The organism is Francisella sp. Scap27 (genome assembly GCF_013394105.1).
Classification (GTDB): Bacteria; Pseudomonadota; Gammaproteobacteria; order Francisellales; family Francisellaceae; genus Francisella; species Francisella adeliensis.
This window is the reverse complement of sequence record NZ_CP041326.1, coordinates 1496702-1515336: the sequence shown is the minus strand read 5'-3', so window position 1 is coordinate 1515336 and position 18635 is coordinate 1496702. Positions and strand designations below refer to the sequence as shown.

The following is an 18635-nucleotide window of genomic DNA, read 5'->3' as shown; positions in this document are numbered from 1 at the left end:
ATCAATTAGAAAGTTTTACCAAGCTCGCTCCAACGAACTTTTTTATCTATTTTATCCCAGCTCATCCATACTATCTTAGCTTTACCAACTAAATCTTTCTCTGGAACAAATCCCCAATAACGGCTATCTTCACTATTATCACGATTATCACCCATTACAAAATAATGTCCTGGAGGCACCTTTAATCCTTCAAAATTTGTTGGCTTAACAGCTTCTATCCAGTCAATCTCATGCTTAACGCCAAGGAGATCTTCCGTACAAACAGTATCTCCACTACCTCCAGCCATGGAATTATTATAATAATTCATCGCATCACGATTACAATTAGTATAATCAAGTTTCTTACCATTGATAGTCAACATCTTATTATTATAAGAAATAACATCTCCAGGCAAACCGATCACTCTTTTAACAAAGTCCACATTAGGGTTTACAGGAAAATGAAATACTAAAATATCTCCACGCTTAGGTTCACCAACTTTAATAAGTGTTTTATTACTAAACGGTGCTCTAATACCATAGGCGGTTTTATCAACAAAAATAAAATCGCCAACAGGGAGAGTAGGTGTCATCGACGCTGTTGGAATTAAGAAATTACCAACAAAGAACGTTCTTAAGAAAAACACAATAATAAAAACACTAAACAATGATCTGGCTTGATCTGCTACAAATGGGGCTTTTAAGCCATGATCTTTATAAAATTGTCGCTTTTCTTTTTTCTTAAGACCTTTCAATTGATCTTTATATGGTGCTAAACGAGATTTTTGAAAAAAAAGATAATCAATTATATATATAGCACCACTAGCTATAGTCAAGAACAACAGCCAAAAGGTAAAACCCAAACTAAGCAAGTAACCAACAATGCTGTTTAATATTTCCATATTTATTTTACTATCTTATCCTTTTGGACAAAATATCCCACACCACGAATAGTCTGAATAAAATTGGAAATTTCTATTTTCTTTCTTAAGTTATGCATATGTACTTCTAGAGTATTAGTATCCATTTCTTTATCAGTAGAATAAACTTCCTCTAGTAGTTGTGTTTTTGGTACAACACGACCAGCATTCTGAACTAGAATAGAAAGTAATGCTAATTCCTTTTTAGAAACTGGAATAATCACACCATCTTTAGTTACTGTTTCAGAACTTGGGTTAAAGCTATAGTCTCCAAACTTAATTTCTTCATTTACATTTTTGCCTGCTTTAGTATCTACTCTACGAGATACTGCCTTAATTCTAGCTACAAGCTCTTTCAACTCAAATGGCTTTGTCAAATAATCATCGGCACCTAAATCTAGACCTTTAATTCTATCTTCTAAACCATCTCTAGCTGTAAGTAAAAGAATAGGTGTTTTAATACCTTTATTTCTAGCATTTCTAAGAACTTCTAGACCCGTTTTAATTGGAAGGCCAATATCTAATACAACGATATCATAAAGTCCTGACTCTATGAATGTTTGAGCAGCTTCACCATCAGATACTAGGTTTACATTAAAACTTTCTTTTTGTAGTGCTTCTAAAAGACCTTCACCCAAATTCAAATCATCTTCACATAATAATAGTCTCATTACTTCTACCTTTATTTTATTTTAGAATGTTAATTTTAATTAAAAAATATTTATTTTGGTAGTATATATCATAATATAGATAAAGCAAATATTTATTTTAAATTTCAAAGCCCACAAAATAGTTAGCTAAATAAGTTTCCCACTGATCTCTTTAGAAAGCTCATTAGCTCGGTCAATATTAGCATCAATTGCTTCCCTAACTATATCTCCTAGATTGGATTTTTCAAAAACATTTAATGCTGCTGCTGTTATCCCCTTTTTAGATGTTACATTCTCTCTTAGGGTAGATATACTCTTATCGCTCTGCTTGGCCATTTGAGCTGCCCCTAAGCAAGTTTGTATAACTAGTCGCTCTGCTTTTTCCTTATCTAAACCTTGCTTAACAACTGCTGCAACCATACATTCCATGAATTGCAAATAATATGCTGGGCCTGAGCTTGCACAAGCGGCTATTACATCAATCATACTCTCTTTCTCGACAACCTCTACAATACCAATTGAACTCATCATATTAATAACCTGCTCTTCATGATCTTTGGTTACATTTTCATTAAAATATATACCTGTAGCTCCAAAACCAATACTACTAGGGGTATTAGGTATTGTTCTTGAAATACAAATAGGTTTAGAAAATAATTTTTCATATACAACAACTTCTATTCCAGCCGCTACTGTAACTATTAGTTGGTCCTTCACTGTATCTTTAATCTCAAGAATCAATTCAGACATTTGTTGAGGTTTTATTGCTAGTACTAAAATATCTGCTTTTTCAACCTCTTCAATTAAATCTACAGAAACTCTTATTCCATACTTACTTTTAAGACTTTCTCTTTTTAGTTCGTTCCTATCAACAACACATATCGACTGTGACTCATAACTACTATTAACCATTCCAGAAATCATAGCTTCCGCCATATTTCCACCACCAATAAAACATATACTTTTTATCATAACGTCCCCTGCATTTAAAAATCAATTTCTAACAAATGGTATCATTTTGATACAATATTGTTAATCACATATAAACCAAATTAATACTAGCATGAAAAATATAGTACTTGCATCAAGCAATAAAGGTAAAATAAAAGAATTTAGTGAAATATTTTCTACAATTGATGTTCAAATAACACCTCAAACTCAATTTAATATAAATGACGCAGATGAAACTGGTCTAACATTTATAGAAAATGCAATAATCAAAGCTAGAAACTGCTGTAAAGAAACAAACTTACCATCTATAGCAGACGACTCGGGCCTAGAGGTTGATTCATTGAATGGCGATCCTGGCATATATTCTGCAAGATATGCTGGCTCCCATGGTGATGATATCGCAAATATAAATAAACTACTTAAAGAGTTAGAAGGTTCAAAAAAGCGCGAAGCTAGATTTATTTGCGCTCTAGTTTATATGCGTCATGAAAATGATCCTACGCCAATAATTTCCATAGGGAAATTAGAAGGCTGTATCACATTTAAACCTATAGGAAGCAATGGTTTTGGCTATGATTCTATTTTTCTTGAACCAAATCATAGTAAAACTTTAGCTCAGCTAGATAGTAGTCTCAAAAACTCTATAAGTCATCGCTCGAAAGCTCTAAGTCAACTTATCGAGCAAATTAAATCTGAAATATAGCACTTCTATGGTAAATATTCTTGTATTATATATGCTATAATTAACGAAAAGTATAGAACAGGGTTTGTCTTTTTTGTAGGGTGGATAATATTAAAAAAATAATCTATAACATATTAACTCACTTGTATTCTAGTCTTTTTCTAGTCTATATTCCTATTGTCTATTTAAAAAAACTTAAAAGAAGTCTAAATAACAATCAATACCGCCTAAGATGGTCTGAACGCTTTGCTATAACACCATTACGCTTAAAAAATAGCATCTGGATTCACTCAGTTTCCGTTGGCGAATCACTTTCTGCTGAACCTTTAGTTAGAAAACTTTTAAACGACTTCCCTAATGAAAATATTGTTATAACAACTACAACACCAACAGGTAGTGATGTTATAAGACGCTTATATGACAATCATAAAAATGTTCATCACATGTATATTCCTTATGATGTTAAACCATTCATTAACAGTTTCTTTGCAAAGGTTGATCCAAAGCTATTTATAGTTATTGAAACAGAGATTTGGCCTAATATCCTAGGCAAATGTTTTGCGGAGGATATTCCAGTCGTAATTACAAACGCTAGATTATCAAAAAAATCACTTAGAAATTACAAGAAAATCCCTTTTGGTGGTGAAATGCTTTTTAGCAAAGTGTCTCATATTTGCACGCAAACTGAAAAAGATACAAAACGCTTTCTTTCACTTGGTGTTCAAAAAGACAAAGTATCAACAACTGGAAACTTAAAATATAATCTTGTTACACCCAAAGATCTGGCGAATCAAACACACAGTTTAAAAGAAAGTATTAAACATAGAGCTGTTTGGGTTGCTGGAAGCACTCATGCTGGTGAAGAAAGCATCATATTAGAAGCACATAAAGAAATTCTTAAAACTAATCCAGATTGCTTATTGATTATAGTCCCTAGACATAAAGAAAGATTTTGTAATGTTGAAAAAATAATTTCAAACAATAATCTAACACTACAAAAACGAAGCTCTAACAAAGAGGAGATCGATGAAAAAACTCAAGTATATCTTGGTGACACTATGGGTGAGCTACTTCAACTTTACTTTATAGCTGACATAACATTTATGGGTGGTACACTTATTGATAATGGTGGTCATAACTTGCTTGAACCAGCCGCATTAAGAAAACCCATTATATCAGGAACAAGCCTATATAATTTCAGTCAAATATCTAAGGCTTTAATTCGTAATAAAGCTTTAATTCGTGTAAGAAATTCACAAGAGCTTGCAACTAACATATCAAACCTAATAAAAGATAAGCAAAAATGTTCTGAATTAGCAGACAATTCATATAAAACATTCCAAGCTCATGGCGATGTATTAGACCTACAATATAATCAGATCACTAAATTCTTATGTCAAAAGTAAAACTAGAAATATTTGATAATTTTGCAAAACAGTACTTTAATGAGCTGAAATGCCCCTCTAGTAATCTAATAAATGCCATGAAGTATAGCTTTTTTAGTGGAGGTAAAAGAATTAGAGCTCAACTAGTTTATATTGTCTCAGAAATGTTTGGAGTAAGCATTCAAGAAAGCAATAAAATTGCTTTTGCTATAGAGGCTATACACACCTACTCACTTATACATGATGATTTACCCGCGATGGACAACGACTCTCTTCGTAGAGGGATTCCTACTTGCCACATAAAATATAATGATGCTACAGCAATTTTAGCTGGTGACGCATTACAATCCATAGCTTTCAAGGTTCTACAAGATTTAGATATAAAAGATGTCAAAGTGCTAAAGAAAGTAAATTCTATACTTGCAGACTGCTCTGGTACTGATGGAATGGTAGCTGGTCAGCAGTTAGATATTGACGGCGAAAATAGTAATTTAGACATTGATAACTTAAAAATAGTACATATAAATAAAACTGCAAAGATGTTTTGTGCAAGTATGTTAATACCATACACTGTTTCTAACAACTACAATAAAAATATTGCTAAAACCCTCGAACATATAGCAGTCCTTACTGGGCTATGTTTCCAAATAAAAGATGATATTCTTGATGTTACAAAATCAACTAAAGAGCTTGGTAAAACATCTGCAAAAGACATATCATCAAACAAATCGACCTATGTATCTTTACTTGGTATCGAAAAAGCAAATGAGTTACTCAATACTATGACATACGAAATACTAGAAAGTATTATGAATATAGAAAGTAGCTCAGTTAACTGTAGCAAACTTAAAAATATTATCAAACTAGTTATTAATAGAAACCACTAAAGTTATTTGCTACAATTAGCTAAATCTTATTTAATAAATTTCATAATGTTAATGATGCAAAAAATATATGCTTGGCTAGTTCATCTATTTACATCTTTAGGGGCTGTATTTGGGATTCTTGCCATTATTTTCTCAATAGAAGCTGCAAAAGCTAGTACTTTAGGTCAAATTGACTTATTTCACCATAATATCAAGTTATCTATGTATAGTATTATAGCAGCTGTTTTTATTGACTCAATAGATGGCAGTTTAGCCAGACTTGTTGATATTAAAAAACTTGCTCCTCTTGATGGTGCCTTATTAGATAATATTATTGATTTCACAACTTATTCTATTGTTCCTTGTATATGGATATATGTTTCAAGTGTTGTCAGCGATCAATGGCTTATCCCAATCATAGTAATGATCACTATCTCCTCTTCATACCAGTTCTGTCAGCTAAATGCTAAAACAGATGATAACTTTTTTGTAGGCTTTCCTAGCTATTGGAATGTTATAGTGATGTTTATGTTATGTTTCCAAAGTTCTCAGTTAATTAATGGATTAGTAATTATTGTTTTAGCAATTTTTTCATTTATTCCAATAAAATATATATACCTATCAAGAACTGAGCGTATTAGTAAAAGTAAACATGTAAAAACTTTTACTTTTATCTTCACAATGATTGCATCAATATGCACTTTTCTTGCAGTCTTAATGTACCCAATAAAAACTCCTACTCCTATTATTTCAATCATCATGGTTTTCACTGTTTTTTATATACTTTTTAGTTTCAAATTAAACCTTAAAAATTCTGATAACTAGCTTTATAATTTAACCCTGTTATATGCTAATATATTAAGTATTACATTTATATTTGAAGAATTGACAATGGAAGTACTGAGCTTAGCTGAGCGTCAAAAATTATTTGTTGATAATATTTTTCCTTATAAGCATAACATCCCAAGAAATATATATGAAAAACAAAAATATCACCTACAAATAGAACTATTAAAATTACAGCGCTGGATTAAAGAAAATAATAAAAAATTACTTATTATTTTTGAAGGGCGAGATGCTGCTGGAAAAGGTGGTGCCATTAAAAGAATGATGGAACACTTGAATCCTCGTGGAGCTAAGGTTGTTGCTCTAGAAAAGCCTAGTGAAAGAGAACGCGACCAGTGGTATTTTCAAAGGTATATTAAACACCTACCCTCAGGAGGTGAAATAACTCTATTTGATAGATCTTGGTACAACCGAGCTGGTGTAGAAAAAGTGATGGGATTTTGTACTGAACGAGAATATTTCTCATTCTTAGAACAGGTGCCTATGCTTGAAAAAATGCTTACCAATAGTGGGACTATAATAATAAAGTTTTGGTTCTCAGTAAGTCAAGACGAACAGAGAAAAAGATTTGAAGCCCGCGAACAACACCCTCTTAAACAATGGAAATTAAGTCCTGTTGATAAAGCGTCATTAGATAAATGGGAAGACTATACTGAAGCTAAAGAAAGAATGTTTATTTATACAGATAAACCTTATGCCCCATGGGTTATTGTTAAATCAGATGATAAAAAAAGAGCTAGACTTAATGCTATCAGATACATTCTCAATAGTATTGATTACGATAATAAATCTCCAGAAGTTGCAATTCCACCGGATCCTTTAATTGTTGGCTCATCCTCTAAAATATACAAATAATTTTTCAACGATAAAATCAAATAATATATTGACTAATCAAGTCGATTTAAATATAATTGCTCTCATGTTTTGGGCCTATAGCTCAGTTGGTTAGAGCGCCGGACTCATAATCCGTAGGTCGTAGGTTCGAGTCCTACTGGGCCCACCAAACATTACATATCTTAAAGCTGTAATAATTTGTAAAATTACACTTAAAGCCAAAACATTGTCCTTATAGAAAATACTTAGCTAAATAATCATAAAATAGATTCATCTAATTCGTATATAAGATAGAATCCTGATGTTTAGAATCATCCCATATCTGTTCTTCATCCAGACTAGTTTCAATTAACTCAATAATTGCACCATTTTCTTCAATTATAGCAACCTTAAAGTCTCTCATAGGGAAGTATGGTTCTAAAAGAATATTCTTACCCTTAACAGCATCACATAGATTAGCTACTTTATATGCAATATGGGGCATCGTCTGAATAAGCTTATCTAGCGGGCAGTTTGGGCCAAAACGATGATACTGAACCCTCCCAGGCTTTTCTCCCCCTGATGTATACATATCCATTGTCGGACTATAACGCTCTCCATCTCTTGGCTCAGTAATAGGAATTCCAATATGATGATATTGATATTTCATAAATTCTCCAAAAAATTAAGTTGTAATAACAAGAAAAAACTTTGATTATAAAATAGCATCTAAATAGTTCTGCTTATCTCTTTTAGTAAGCCTGATTCTATTTTCATTCATAATTGTACCATGAAAGCTCTTATTCATTGCTTCTAAAACATCCATCATAAGCTCATAACATGTTTTAACATCATACTGCATATCTGCAAGTTTTTTAAAGTTCATAACCACCACTAGGGATTTAATAGACCCTTCCTTTTGTGACTCAAAAACTTGTGCCTCATTATCTGGTAAAACCGTGAATATTACATCATCATAATTTACTTTTTGGAAAACTTGCTCATCAGTATATTTAATACCATAATACTTCAAAAACATCGACAAATTATTGACATCAATCATATCAATGCCTTCAAAATAAAACAGTAAATACCCGTCTTTTAATAGAGGATATTCATCTTTAACCTCTTCAATATTGCTAAGACTAGATTTAGTTTGTTTGATAAGCTTTTCAGTAGACTCATTTTCTGAACGCTTTAGAGCCTCTTTTTGCTTAATACGGATAGCTTTTCGACACAGGTCTATTATGACCAGTACAACTAAAATTATAACTAAAATTAAAATCGTTGACATTAATTACTCTACTATAAACATTTTACTAGTCTATATTATATATACAAAAGTGTAATATTTTAAGGGTTTTTAATAATAGTATCTAAGACTTCAAGAATTTTCTCATCAGTATCCACTATCATGCTTTTATGTATTTTCGTGAACTCTTTTTGAATCATTTGATTTCGGTCTTTATCATCGAAAAGTCTTTTCAGTTCAAAATACAAGTTCTCAACGGTGCAGTTTTCTTGGATTAGCTCTTTTATTATCTCACTCTTATGCAGAATATTTGGAAATGCCCAGTAACTATGGCTTCCTACAAACAATCTTCCGAGAAAAGCTGAAAGCTTAGAAAGCTTATATCCAACAACCATAGGCAATTTATAAAGCATAGCCTCTAATGTAGCTGTACCTGAAGAAAGTAAACTAAAGTCTGCTGCCATCTGAAGTTCATGTGATTGACCATCAATAACTTTAATATCTAAATTATTTATTTGACTCTTATACTCATCAAACAATGGCTGTAGAGTTTGCTTAGCTAAAGGGATTACAGCTTGAAACTTATAACCACCTTCTTTTAACTTTTGAGTTGCCTCTAAAAACAAAGGCAGTAGCCGAGAAACTTCACTAGTGCGACTACCAGGTAATATTGAAAGTATTGGTAAATCATTTTTAAGACCAAGCTTATCTCGATATTTTTGCTTATCTATTTCTATTGGAATTGATTTAGCTAAAGGATGACCCACATAAATTGCTTCAAAATCATGCCTTTTTCTATAGTATTCAACTTCAAAAGGAAGCAAAGCTAGAACTTTGTCCGTAGCTTTACGGATTTTTTTAATCCTATATTCTCGCCAGACCCAGATTTTAGGACTGACATAATGTATAGTCTTTATTCCAACTTGTCTTAATTTTCTCTCAACAGTTAAATTAAAGTCTGGAGCATCTATACCAATAAAAATATCCGGCTTATTTTGCTTGAAATAATTAATCATTTTTCTCTGGATAGCTAATATTTTGAAGCCCTTAGAGATTATTTCCATAAAGCCAATAAGAGATAGTTGATCCATTGAGTAGTGACTAATAAAGCCTTCAGCTTGCATCTTAGGTCCACCAATGCCTTCAATAATAGCATTAGGATATTTTTGCTTGAGAGCAGCAACTAAAGAGCAGCCCAACTGATCTCCAGAAAGTTCACCTACAACTATGCCTATTCTCATTACCTTAAGATTCCACGCTTAGAATTACTCATTAAAGTTTCAAACGGTTTAATTACATCTTCATTTTTTGCCATCTCTTTAATAACTTCAGAAGACTCTTTAACCATTAAACCTCTGCGGTATAAAACCTTATAAGCTTCTTTAATAGCTTTAATTTGCTCTGGTGTAAAACCTCTTCGCTTCAACCCTTCAGAATTAATTCCACATGGAGTAGCACCACCAACAACCGCTGTTACCATAAGATATGGAGGCACATCCTTGCTTACAAGAGCCGCATGAGCTATAAATGCATGCTCCGCTACTGTGCAGAACTGATGCACGCCAACATTTGAGCTTAATATAGCATAATCCTTAATATGAACATGACCAGCTAAACCAACCCCATTGACTAAACTAATATTATTACCAACTTTGCAATCATGGCCAATATGAACATAGCACATAATAAGATTATTATTGCCAACATATGTAATACCAACTTCTTTAGAGGTACCACCATGTATAGTAGCACATTCACGGATAACATTATTATCACCTATTATAACCTGAGAAAACTCTCCCTGCTTATAGGTATAATCAATAGGATCATCTCCTATAGAAGCATATTGAAAAACCCGATTGTTTTTACCAAGAATTGCATTATCTCCAATAGTAACATGGCTTTTTAATTCAGTACCCTCACCAATCTCAACATTTGCACCAATAACGCAAAATGGGCCGATGGTAGCACTATCTGCAATCTTAGCACTTTCATGGACTACTGCTAAACTATGTATCACTATTAATAATCCTTATACGCTGCCATTAAGTCTGCTGAACAAACAACTTGATCATTCACTTTCACTACTGATTTTGCTGTACATACTATACTTTTAACTTTTATAACCTGTGATTCAATAATCAGCACATCACCAGGAACGACAGGTCTTTTAACTCTAACCTTATCAATTCCTGCTAACATAAATGTACGACGCTCGCCAACACCAGCTTTAGCAACAACATGAGAGAAAAGTTTTTCTGCCATTATTTCACCCAATATAGCTGTAGCTTGGGCCATAGCTTCAACAAGCAGAACTCCAGGCATAACTGGGAAATCTGGGAAGTGTCCATTAAAAAAATCTTCATTAATAGTGACATTTTTTTGAGCTACGATTGATTTATTCTCAACATCCCAATCTAAGATTTTGTCTAAAAGTGCGAATGGATACCTATGAGGTAAAATTTTTCTTATGCCTAATATATCCATTTGTTTGTTTTTATCATCAAACTGACTCATTGTAATAAATCCTTATTTGCTATTTTATTTTTGTTTCTAAATCTTTTACTCTTGCCATTAATTTATCAATTTTAGATATTCTGGCTACAAACCTCCCCCATTCTATACGAGGTTTGGCTTCAAACGCTGCATAATACATCCCTGGCTTTGTAACTGACTTTCCTACATTCGAAGCCCCACCAATAATAGCATTATCACATATATCTATATGACCTGTAATCGCAGACTGCCCCCCTATAAGACAGTTGTTACCAATAGTTGTACTCCCAGCTACTGCTGTAACTCCAGCCAAAGCTGTATTCTCTCCTATAACTACATTATGTGCTATCTGAACTAAATTATCAATACGAACACCTTTTTTGATTATAGTATCATCTATAGCTCCACGATCTATAGTTGTGCCAGCACCAACCTCAACATCATCATGTATCACAACACGGCCAAGTTGTGGAATTTTTGTCCAACTACCATCATCATCTCTGGCATTACCAAAACCATCACAACCAATTACTGAGTTTTGATGAATAATACAGTCGCTACCAATAACAATATCATAAGCGATAGAAACATTATTCTTAACTACAGATCTATCACCAATTATAGTACCTGCATCAACAGTTGCGCATGCTCCAATACAGACATCATCACCAATCACAACATTATCACCAATTACAGCATTAGCTTCAATTGTAATGTTATCTCCAAGAACTGCACTTGAAGCAATTACTGCCTTACTATGAATTTTACCGCTAGGTTTTGGGGATTTATCAAACAGTTCCATTACTTGAGCTAGTGCCATATAAGGGTTTGATAAAACAACCGCGTTAGTATTACAAAACTCAAGAGCTTCCTCTGTTATCAAAACAGCAGATGCTTTAGTTTCAGATAATTGAGATAAATATTTGGGATTAGTACAAAAAGATATATCTCCTGGGCCTGCTTGAGATAGTGTAGCTATTTTTGTAATCTCTACGGAAGTATCTCCTTCAACTCTACCATCAAGATTATTTGCTAAAAAATCTAAAGTATACATTTACTTCTCCTATCCGCGATTAACTAGAAGATTTATTCATAAGAACAACGACATCATTCGATATATCATCAATACCTTGTGAGTAAGCTAATGCTTGAGTTGTTACAACCATGTTGTAACCTTTTTCTTTAGCGATCTGACTTACTGACTTATCAAAAGAGGCTTGGAATTTCTTAGATAGTTCATCTTTTTTTGCATACTCTTTTTGCTGAAGGATTCTAGCTTTACCTGCAAATTCTTGTTGCTCTTGCTCAATAGCTTTTTGCTGTTGGGCCAACTCATCTTTTGTCATGGTAGTTGAGTTCTGCTGCAACTCATTAACCTTCTTCATGATTGCATTTCGTTGTTCTTGCAACTTTGCAGCCTGTGGCTTAAGGTCGTTTTCTAGCTTCTTAACACTTACAGAGCCTAAATCAGTATCGTTAAATATCTCAGAAGGGTTCACAACTGCTAATTTTGCTTCAGCATAAGAGCAAGTTACACTTACAATCGCTATAGATATCGCGCTAATTATTTTTTTCATTCTGCTTTCTCCTTGATTAATCAAACTACCTTTTTTAAAAATTCTGTCCTAATGAGAACTGAAATGATTGTGTCACATCACCTGTTTGGACATTAAACGGTTGAGCAAATGATACCGCTAAAGGCCCCATTGGAGACGCCCATCTAAACTCCACACCAACCGAATACTTCAAGTTAGACAACGATGGTGTAGTTTCTTGCTTAGGGGCTGGTGCTACGACACCACTTAGATCATAAGTGGTATAAGTATTACCAATATCAACAAAAGCTCCCACCCGCATATTTGAACTATCTTCAACAAATGGCACAGGAAATAATAAATCATAACCGTTATAAATATTAAGGTTACCACCAATTGAGTTTCCTGTCGAGCCATCAATCAAATTAATGTCTCTTAGACCAAGTGAACCCTGTAAGAATCCTCGTACAGATCCCCAACCACCACCGTAGAAGTTTTGATAAAAAGGTAGCTCAGCAGTTTTACCAAACCCTCCACCATAGCCAACTTTCCCCGTTATAGAAAGCGCTGATAAATCAGTATTTGGTATAGCTATATTATACTTCCCACCAAATTCAACTTTATAAGAGTTAATATTACTAATACCTGGTATATTTATAGTTCCATTTAAATCAATAGATCCACCATCAGTTGCAAACATGAATTTATTTGAATTATCAAAACTCCAACCACCTGTAACAGCTGGCTCATTGAAAACATTCCTACCTTGCTGATCTATAAACCATTTAACTATTGATGATTCATAACCATCTGATTGTTTAACTGTGTTGTTTGCAAATGTAAGCCCCCATGAAACATTACTAAATGTCGATATTGGCAAGCCATACATTAATCTAGCACCAAAAGTGTCTAACTGATATGCTGCAATTGCATTAGTTTTTGCGAAGTTTGAGCGGTTTGCATATGCGGATACACTTTGTGATATACCAGAAGTGGTAAAGTAAGGGTCTATATAACTAATGTCTAACTGTTGGAATGGTATTGATAACTGGGCATTTAAATTAAATGTATTACCTGTACCAAATACATTTGGCATATTTAGTTTACCACCAATCATAAAGCCATAAAGATCCGAGAATCCTAAACTAGCACTGACTGAGTTAGCATTTTTTTCTTTTATATTATAGTTTACATCAACGAGATCATCAGAGCCTTCAACAGGAACTAACTGCATATCTGCAGACTGTACATATGGTAACTGGTCTAATCTTCTCTGAGATTTATCAATTGCTTTTTTGTTGTACTTAGCTTGCTCATAGTACTGTAACTGTCTACGAAAAACATAATCATTAGTAACATTATTACCAAAGAAGTTTACTCTATTTACATATACTTTCTTGCCCGCATCAACAACAAACTTAAACGAGACTGTTCTTTTTTTCTTATTTACATCAGGAATTGGGTTTACAGTTGCAAAAGCATAACCCTTACTACCTAAAAGTGTTTTTATTGCCTCAGCACTATCGACTAACTTTTTCTTTGAAAAAACCTCTCCTTGCTTAAGCTGTATTAGAGCCTCTAGTTCTGATTTTGGGAGTATAAACTTACCATCCAAGCTAATTTTACCAACCTTATAAACCTCTCCTTCAGCAACATCGAAGGTTATAAATGAATGCTCTCTATCTTTTGTCATTGAGGCTTGTTTTGAAGTTACTTTAAAATCAAGATAACCCCTATCTAAATAGTAGTTTGTGACTCCTTGGACAGATTGATCCATAGCATTAGGTGAATAACTATCAAATGGCGCTAAAAAGCCCCATAAATTCCATAATGAAGGTACCTGAAATGCTACACTAGATTTTAAAGCTTTATCATCGTAATCTTTATTACCAACAAAATTTATCGCATCTATTGTCGCAGGCTTACCTTCTGACATTGTTAAATTGATGTCTATTCTGTTGTTTGGTAGTTTGCGAATATTCTCTTCAATCTTAGCCCCATAAAGACCCATTTGAGAGTACTGGCTAAGTAGCGATTGTTTTAATAAAAATAATGTATTTGGGTTAAATACATTACCTACATAAATACCTGCATCGGTAAAAACTTTCTCAAGATCTTCTTTCTTTAGTTTTTTATTACCACTAAAGTTAAAACCTGCGATAATTGGGCGTTCTTTTACATTTATAAAAAGATTACTACCTTTACGATACAAGTCAACACTATTAAAAAAACCGGTACCATAAAGATTATTAATAATCTGGTTTGTATCTTCTGGTGTGATATAACTACCTTTTTTAAAACCAAGGCGGCTTTTAACCACATCACTTTGCAACCCCTGCAGCCCTTCTATAGATACATCATCTAGTATAAAGCTGCCACCTTCAGCCCAGCTAGTACATGCAATACCCATAAGAAGAAGGATGAATACAAACTTCTTTTTTAAAAAAAACACCAACTCTTACCTCAAAATAGAACCCACATATTCACGAGCTTTTTCATCAATATTAAAAACTTCTTCTATGCTTTGCGGATTCTCAAACTCTAATTCTTCTATTACTTTTTTATTGATCTCAATAATATCTAAATACTTAATTCTCTCATCTAAAAATGCTGCAACTAATATCTCATTTGCTGCATTAAAAACTATATTTGCAGCATAATTTTTATCCTGCAAATTTTTAAACACTATAGCTAATGCTTCAAAACGCTCAAAACAGGCAGCTTTAAAGGTTAACTCGATGCTTGTGAAATCTAATTCAGCTACATTCACTTCCCCGCGCTTAGGGTAATACATCGCGTTTGCTATAGGTGTTTTCATATCTGGAACACCTAATTGCGCTAAAAAACTACCATCCACATATTTCACCATCGAATGAATTATACTTTGCGGATGAATTAAGACACGAAGTTTATCAGTTGTTACACCAAAAAGCCAATATGCTTCAATAACCTCCAATGCTTTATTTACCATCGTAGATGAATCTACTGATATTTTTCTGCCCATACTCCAATTAGGATGAGCACAAGCTTGATCAGGAGTTATATCAACAAGCTCCTTTAATTCCTTATTCTTAAAAGGCCCACCAGATGCAGTCAACACAATCTCTGAAACCTCTGGAGTAAATTCCTTTTTTGGATTATCTAAGCATTGAAATATAGCATTATGTTCACTATCTACAGGAATAAGTTGAGCATTATTTTTTTTAACTTCGTCTATCAGCAGATGACCTGCTGCGACTAGTGACTCTTTATTTGCTAAAAGAATTTTTTTACCTGCTTTAGCTGCAGCAAAGGTAGGTTTTAAGCCAGCGACCCCAACTATTGCAGACATAACCAAATCAACTTCTTTAGCACTCGCAACTAATTCAAGAGCACTTTCACCAACTAAAATCTTAGTTTTTGTAAGCTTTTCTAGTTCTAGCCTAGCATTTTCATCTGTGACAACAGCATATTTTGGATAAAACTCATTACATAAATCTGCTAGCTTATTAATATTGCTAAAGCCAGATAGAGCAAAAACCTCAAAGTCTTGAGAATCTCTAATTACAGCAACGGTGCTATCTCCAACAGAACCTGTAGCTCCTAATATGGTAATTTTGCTCTTATTAGACATTATAATTAATCTTCAACCTCAGTGTTTTCGATTGTTTCCTCAATCAAACCTTCCAACTCAGAGACCTCATCATCAAGCTCTTCATCACCTTGCTTAACAACTTTTAATCCAATAAGTTTCTCATTATTTCTAAGATTAATAAGTCTAACACCTTGTGCAGACCTACCACATTCTCTAACTTGATTTGAGTGCGTTCTGACTAAAGTACCATTGTTTGTAATCATCACAATATCTTCATCAGTATCCACAAGTACTGCAACAACCACACTACCATTTCTTTCAGAAGTAGATATTGCAATAACACCTTGACTAGCTCTCTTAGTTTTACGATACTGACTTACCGCAGTTCGCTTACCATAACCATTTTCAGTAGCAGCTAACACAATTCCTTCTTCTGGATCAGTAACAAACATAGATACAATTTTTTGACCATCTTGTAAACGCATACCCGTCACACCAGCTGCTGAACGACCCATAGCTCGTACATCTGACTCATCAAAACGAATAGCTTTACCAGCATTAGAAAACATCATGACTTGCTTGCTACCATCAGTAAGAGTCACATAAGATAGTTCATCACCATCGTTTAAACCAATCGCAATCTTACCTGTGCTCCTTGGGCGTTCAAACTGTGATAAATCAACTTTTTTAACACGACCTAATTTTGTTGCCATAAATACAAACCAACCTTCTGTAAACTCAGATATTGGCATTAATGCTGTAATTTTTTCATTTTTATCTAATGGTAAGATGTTATTTATAGGTCTTCCCTTAGATACACGACTTGCAACAGGGAAATCATAAACTTTTGACCAGTAAACGCGACCTAAACTTGAGAAACAAAGCATAGTATCATGAGTAGAAGCTAACATTAACTTAAAGATACTATCCTCTTCTTTAGTCTTAGTTGCTGACTTACCTACACCACCGCGTTTTTGAGCATTGTATGAGCTTAAAGGTTGAGTTTTAACATACCCATCCATAGATAAAGTCACAACCATATCTTCTTCTGTAATCAAATCTGCTCTTGTTAAATCAAGTCTTGATGACATAATTTCAGATTTTCTTTCATCGCCAAAATTATCCCTAATCTCAACCAACTCTTCTTTTATTACTCTGATCAACTCTTCTTGTGAGCTTAATATGCCAATTAGATACTTAATTCTTTCAATAAGCTCTTTAAACTCATTTGTAATTTTATCTTGCTCTAAACCAGTTAATCTATGTAGCCTTAATGCAAGAATTGCTTCTGCTTGTTCTTCTGTAAGATTGTAAGAAGCATCAGTTTGAATACCATAATGAGAAGCAAGTTCTTCTTTGCGATACATCTTAACATTAACACCTTCAAGCATACTCTTAACAAGTGAACCATTCCATGAACGATCAAGCATTCCTTCCTTAGCATCAGCAGGGCTTGGAGAAGCTTTAATCAACTCAATCATCTCATCAATATTTGCCAATGAAAGAAGTAAACCCTCTAAAATATGAGCTCTTTCCTTTGATTTTCTTAGTTCAAAAATAGTTCTACGAGTAACAACCTCTTTTCTATGCTTAACAAATTGCTCAAGAATTTCTTTAAGGCCTAAAAGCTTAGGCTTATTGTCACTTAAAGCAACCATATTTATACCAAAACTACATTGCAATTGTGTTTGAGCATATAAAGTATTTAAAACAACTTCTGGTGATTCATCTCTTCTAATATCAATTACAACACGAATACCATCTTTATCAGACTCATCCCTAAGCTCAGTAATACCGACCACCTTCTTGTCTTTAACAAGCTCAGCAATCTTCTCCACAAGTTTTGCTTTGTTTACTTGATACGGTATTTCAGTAATAATGATATGAGATTTGCCACTAGCTTCATCTTCTTCAATATTTGCCTTAGCACGCATTATCACACGACCACGACCTGTTTTATAAGCTTCCAGGATACCGTCAGTACCATTAATGTATGAGCCTGTTGGGAAATCTGGTGCAGGAATATATTCTACAATCTCTTCAATAGTTAATTGTGGATTGTCGATTAAGGCTAGCGTTCCATTTATGACTTCTGTCATATTATGTGGAGGAATATTTGTTGCCATACCTACAGCAATACCTGAAGAGCCATTAACAAGCAAATTAGGTACTCGCGTTGGTAATACATCAGGAACTAGCTCTGTATTATCATAGTTAGGTGAAAAATCTACAGTTTCTTTATCAAGATCAACTAAAAGCTCATGTGTAAGCTTCTGCATTCTAATCTCGGTATAACGCATTGCAGCTGGCGAATCACCATCAACAGAACCAAAGTTACCTTGGCCATCTACGAGTGTATAGCGAAGAGAGAAAGGCTGAGCCATTCTAACAATAGTGTCATAAACAGCCGTATCACCATGAGGATGATACTTACCGATAACATCACCGACTACTCTTGCTGACTTTTTGTAAGGTCGGTTATAGTAGTTAGATAGTTCATTCATCGCAAAAAGCACTCTACGATGTACTGGCTTTAAACCATCACGAACATCTGGTAATGCACGACCAACAATTACACTCATTGCATAATCAAGGTATGACTGTTTCAGTTCTTTTTCTATATTTATAGATGAGGATTCTCTAGGTACTAATGACATTATTTACCGCTATTATTAAAGATAATACA

General features: G+C 33.7%; 18 protein-coding genes and 1 tRNA gene. 6 read left to right on the top strand and 13 right to left on the bottom strand.

The window, feature by feature from the left end:
- Positions 1-5 precede the first annotated feature (5 nt).
- The 3 genes from lepB to proC form a co-directional block, all read right to left on the bottom strand.
- Positions 6-881, bottom strand: coding sequence for a signal peptidase I (gene lepB, locus FLM55_RS07240; protein ID WP_178948668.1), 876 nt, complete (start codon positions 879-881; stop codon positions 6-8).
- A gap of 2 nt (positions 882-883) precedes the next feature.
- Entirely contained in the window at positions 884-1570 is a 687-nt protein-coding gene (locus FLM55_RS07235) for a response regulator transcription factor (protein WP_112870580.1), read from the bottom strand.
- A gap of 126 nt (positions 1571-1696) precedes the next feature.
- A complete protein-coding gene (gene proC, locus FLM55_RS07230) occupies positions 1697-2521 on the bottom strand; it encodes a pyrroline-5-carboxylate reductase (protein WP_178948667.1) in 825 nt (274 codons plus the stop codon).
- A 91-nt stretch (positions 2522-2612) separates the two neighbouring features.
- On the opposite strand from proC, the gene rdgB reads away from it, so the two are divergent.
- The 6 genes from rdgB (at position 2613) to FLM55_RS07200 (ending at position 7282) form a co-directional block, all read left to right on the top strand.
- Positions 2613-3203 carry an RdgB/HAM1 family non-canonical purine NTP pyrophosphatase gene (gene rdgB / locus FLM55_RS07225; RefSeq protein WP_178948666.1) on the top strand — a complete coding sequence of 197 codons (591 nt, stop codon included), beginning with the start codon at positions 2613-2615 and terminating at the stop codon, positions 3201-3203.
- Positions 3204-3283: 80 nt separating this feature from the next.
- A complete protein-coding gene (gene waaA, locus FLM55_RS07220) occupies positions 3284-4588 on the top strand; it encodes a lipid IV(A) 3-deoxy-D-manno-octulosonic acid transferase (protein ID WP_178948665.1) in 1305 nt (434 codons plus the stop codon).
- Positions 4576-5454 (top strand): polyprenyl synthetase family protein, encoded by an 879-nt coding sequence (locus FLM55_RS07215; protein WP_178948664.1) that lies wholly within the window; start codon positions 4576-4578, stop codon positions 5452-5454. Before waaA ends, FLM55_RS07215 begins: the two co-directional genes overlap by 13 nt.
- A 45-nt stretch (positions 5455-5499) precedes the next feature.
- Positions 5500-6258, top strand: a complete 759-nt coding sequence (locus FLM55_RS07210; protein ID WP_178948663.1) for a phosphatidylcholine/phosphatidylserine synthase — start codon at positions 5500-5502, stop codon at positions 6256-6258.
- A 66-nt stretch (positions 6259-6324) separates the two neighbouring features.
- Entirely contained in the window at positions 6325-7134 is an 810-nt protein-coding gene (gene ppk2, locus FLM55_RS07205; RefSeq protein WP_112870586.1) for a polyphosphate kinase 2, read from the top strand.
- A gap of 71 nt (positions 7135-7205) precedes the next feature.
- Positions 7206-7282 (top strand) — tRNA-Ile (locus FLM55_RS07200).
- A gap of 105 nt (positions 7283-7387) precedes the next feature.
- Here FLM55_RS07200 and FLM55_RS07195 read toward each other — a convergent pair.
- Genes FLM55_RS07195 through gyrA form a run of 10 tightly spaced genes read right to left on the bottom strand, consistent with a single transcriptional unit; the run spans position 7388 to position 18606 of the window.
- Complete coding sequence (locus FLM55_RS07195; RefSeq protein ID WP_112870587.1) at positions 7388-7762, bottom strand: helicase; 375 nt, start codon at positions 7760-7762, stop codon at positions 7388-7390.
- Positions 7763-7807: 45 nt separating this feature from the next.
- Positions 7808-8386, bottom strand: coding sequence for a cell division protein ZipA C-terminal FtsZ-binding domain-containing protein (locus tag FLM55_RS07190; protein ID WP_178948662.1), 579 nt, complete (start codon positions 8384-8386; stop codon positions 7808-7810).
- Positions 8387-8445: 59 nt separating this feature from the next.
- On the bottom strand, positions 8446-9585 hold the full coding sequence (gene lpxB / locus FLM55_RS07185; protein WP_178948661.1) for a lipid-A-disaccharide synthase: 1140 nt from the start codon (positions 9583-9585) through the stop codon (positions 8446-8448).
- Positions 9585-10364, bottom strand: a complete 780-nt coding sequence (gene lpxA, locus FLM55_RS07180; protein ID WP_112870590.1) for an acyl-ACP--UDP-N-acetylglucosamine O-acyltransferase — start codon at positions 10362-10364, stop codon at positions 9585-9587. Before lpxA ends, lpxB begins: the two co-directional genes overlap by 1 nt.
- Positions 10365-10366: 2 nt before the next feature.
- The gene (fabZ, locus tag FLM55_RS07175) at positions 10367-10861 is read right to left on the bottom strand and encodes a 3-hydroxyacyl-ACP dehydratase FabZ (protein WP_178948660.1); all 495 of its coding nucleotides are present in this window, start codon (positions 10859-10861) and stop codon (positions 10367-10369) included.
- A gap of 19 nt (positions 10862-10880) precedes the next feature.
- Complete coding sequence (lpxD, locus tag FLM55_RS07170; RefSeq protein ID WP_112870592.1) at positions 10881-11894, bottom strand: UDP-3-O-(3-hydroxymyristoyl)glucosamine N-acyltransferase; 1014 nt, start codon at positions 11892-11894, stop codon at positions 10881-10883.
- A 19-nt stretch (positions 11895-11913) separates the two neighbouring features.
- Positions 11914-12417, bottom strand: a complete 504-nt coding sequence (locus FLM55_RS07165; RefSeq protein ID WP_112870593.1) for an OmpH family outer membrane protein — start codon at positions 12415-12417, stop codon at positions 11914-11916.
- A gap of 34 nt (positions 12418-12451) precedes the next feature.
- The gene (gene bamA / locus FLM55_RS07160; protein ID WP_178948659.1) at positions 12452-14827 is read right to left on the bottom strand and encodes an outer membrane protein assembly factor BamA; all 2376 of its coding nucleotides are present in this window, start codon (positions 14825-14827) and stop codon (positions 12452-12454) included.
- A gap of 6 nt (positions 14828-14833) precedes the next feature.
- A complete protein-coding gene (gene dxr / locus FLM55_RS07155; protein WP_178948658.1) occupies positions 14834-15988 on the bottom strand; it encodes a 1-deoxy-D-xylulose-5-phosphate reductoisomerase in 1155 nt (384 codons plus the stop codon).
- Between the two features lie 5 nt (positions 15989-15993).
- The gene (gene gyrA / locus FLM55_RS07150; RefSeq protein WP_178948657.1) at positions 15994-18606 is read right to left on the bottom strand and encodes a DNA gyrase subunit A; all 2613 of its coding nucleotides are present in this window, start codon (positions 18604-18606) and stop codon (positions 15994-15996) included.
- Between the last annotated feature and the right edge of the window lie 29 nt (positions 18607-18635).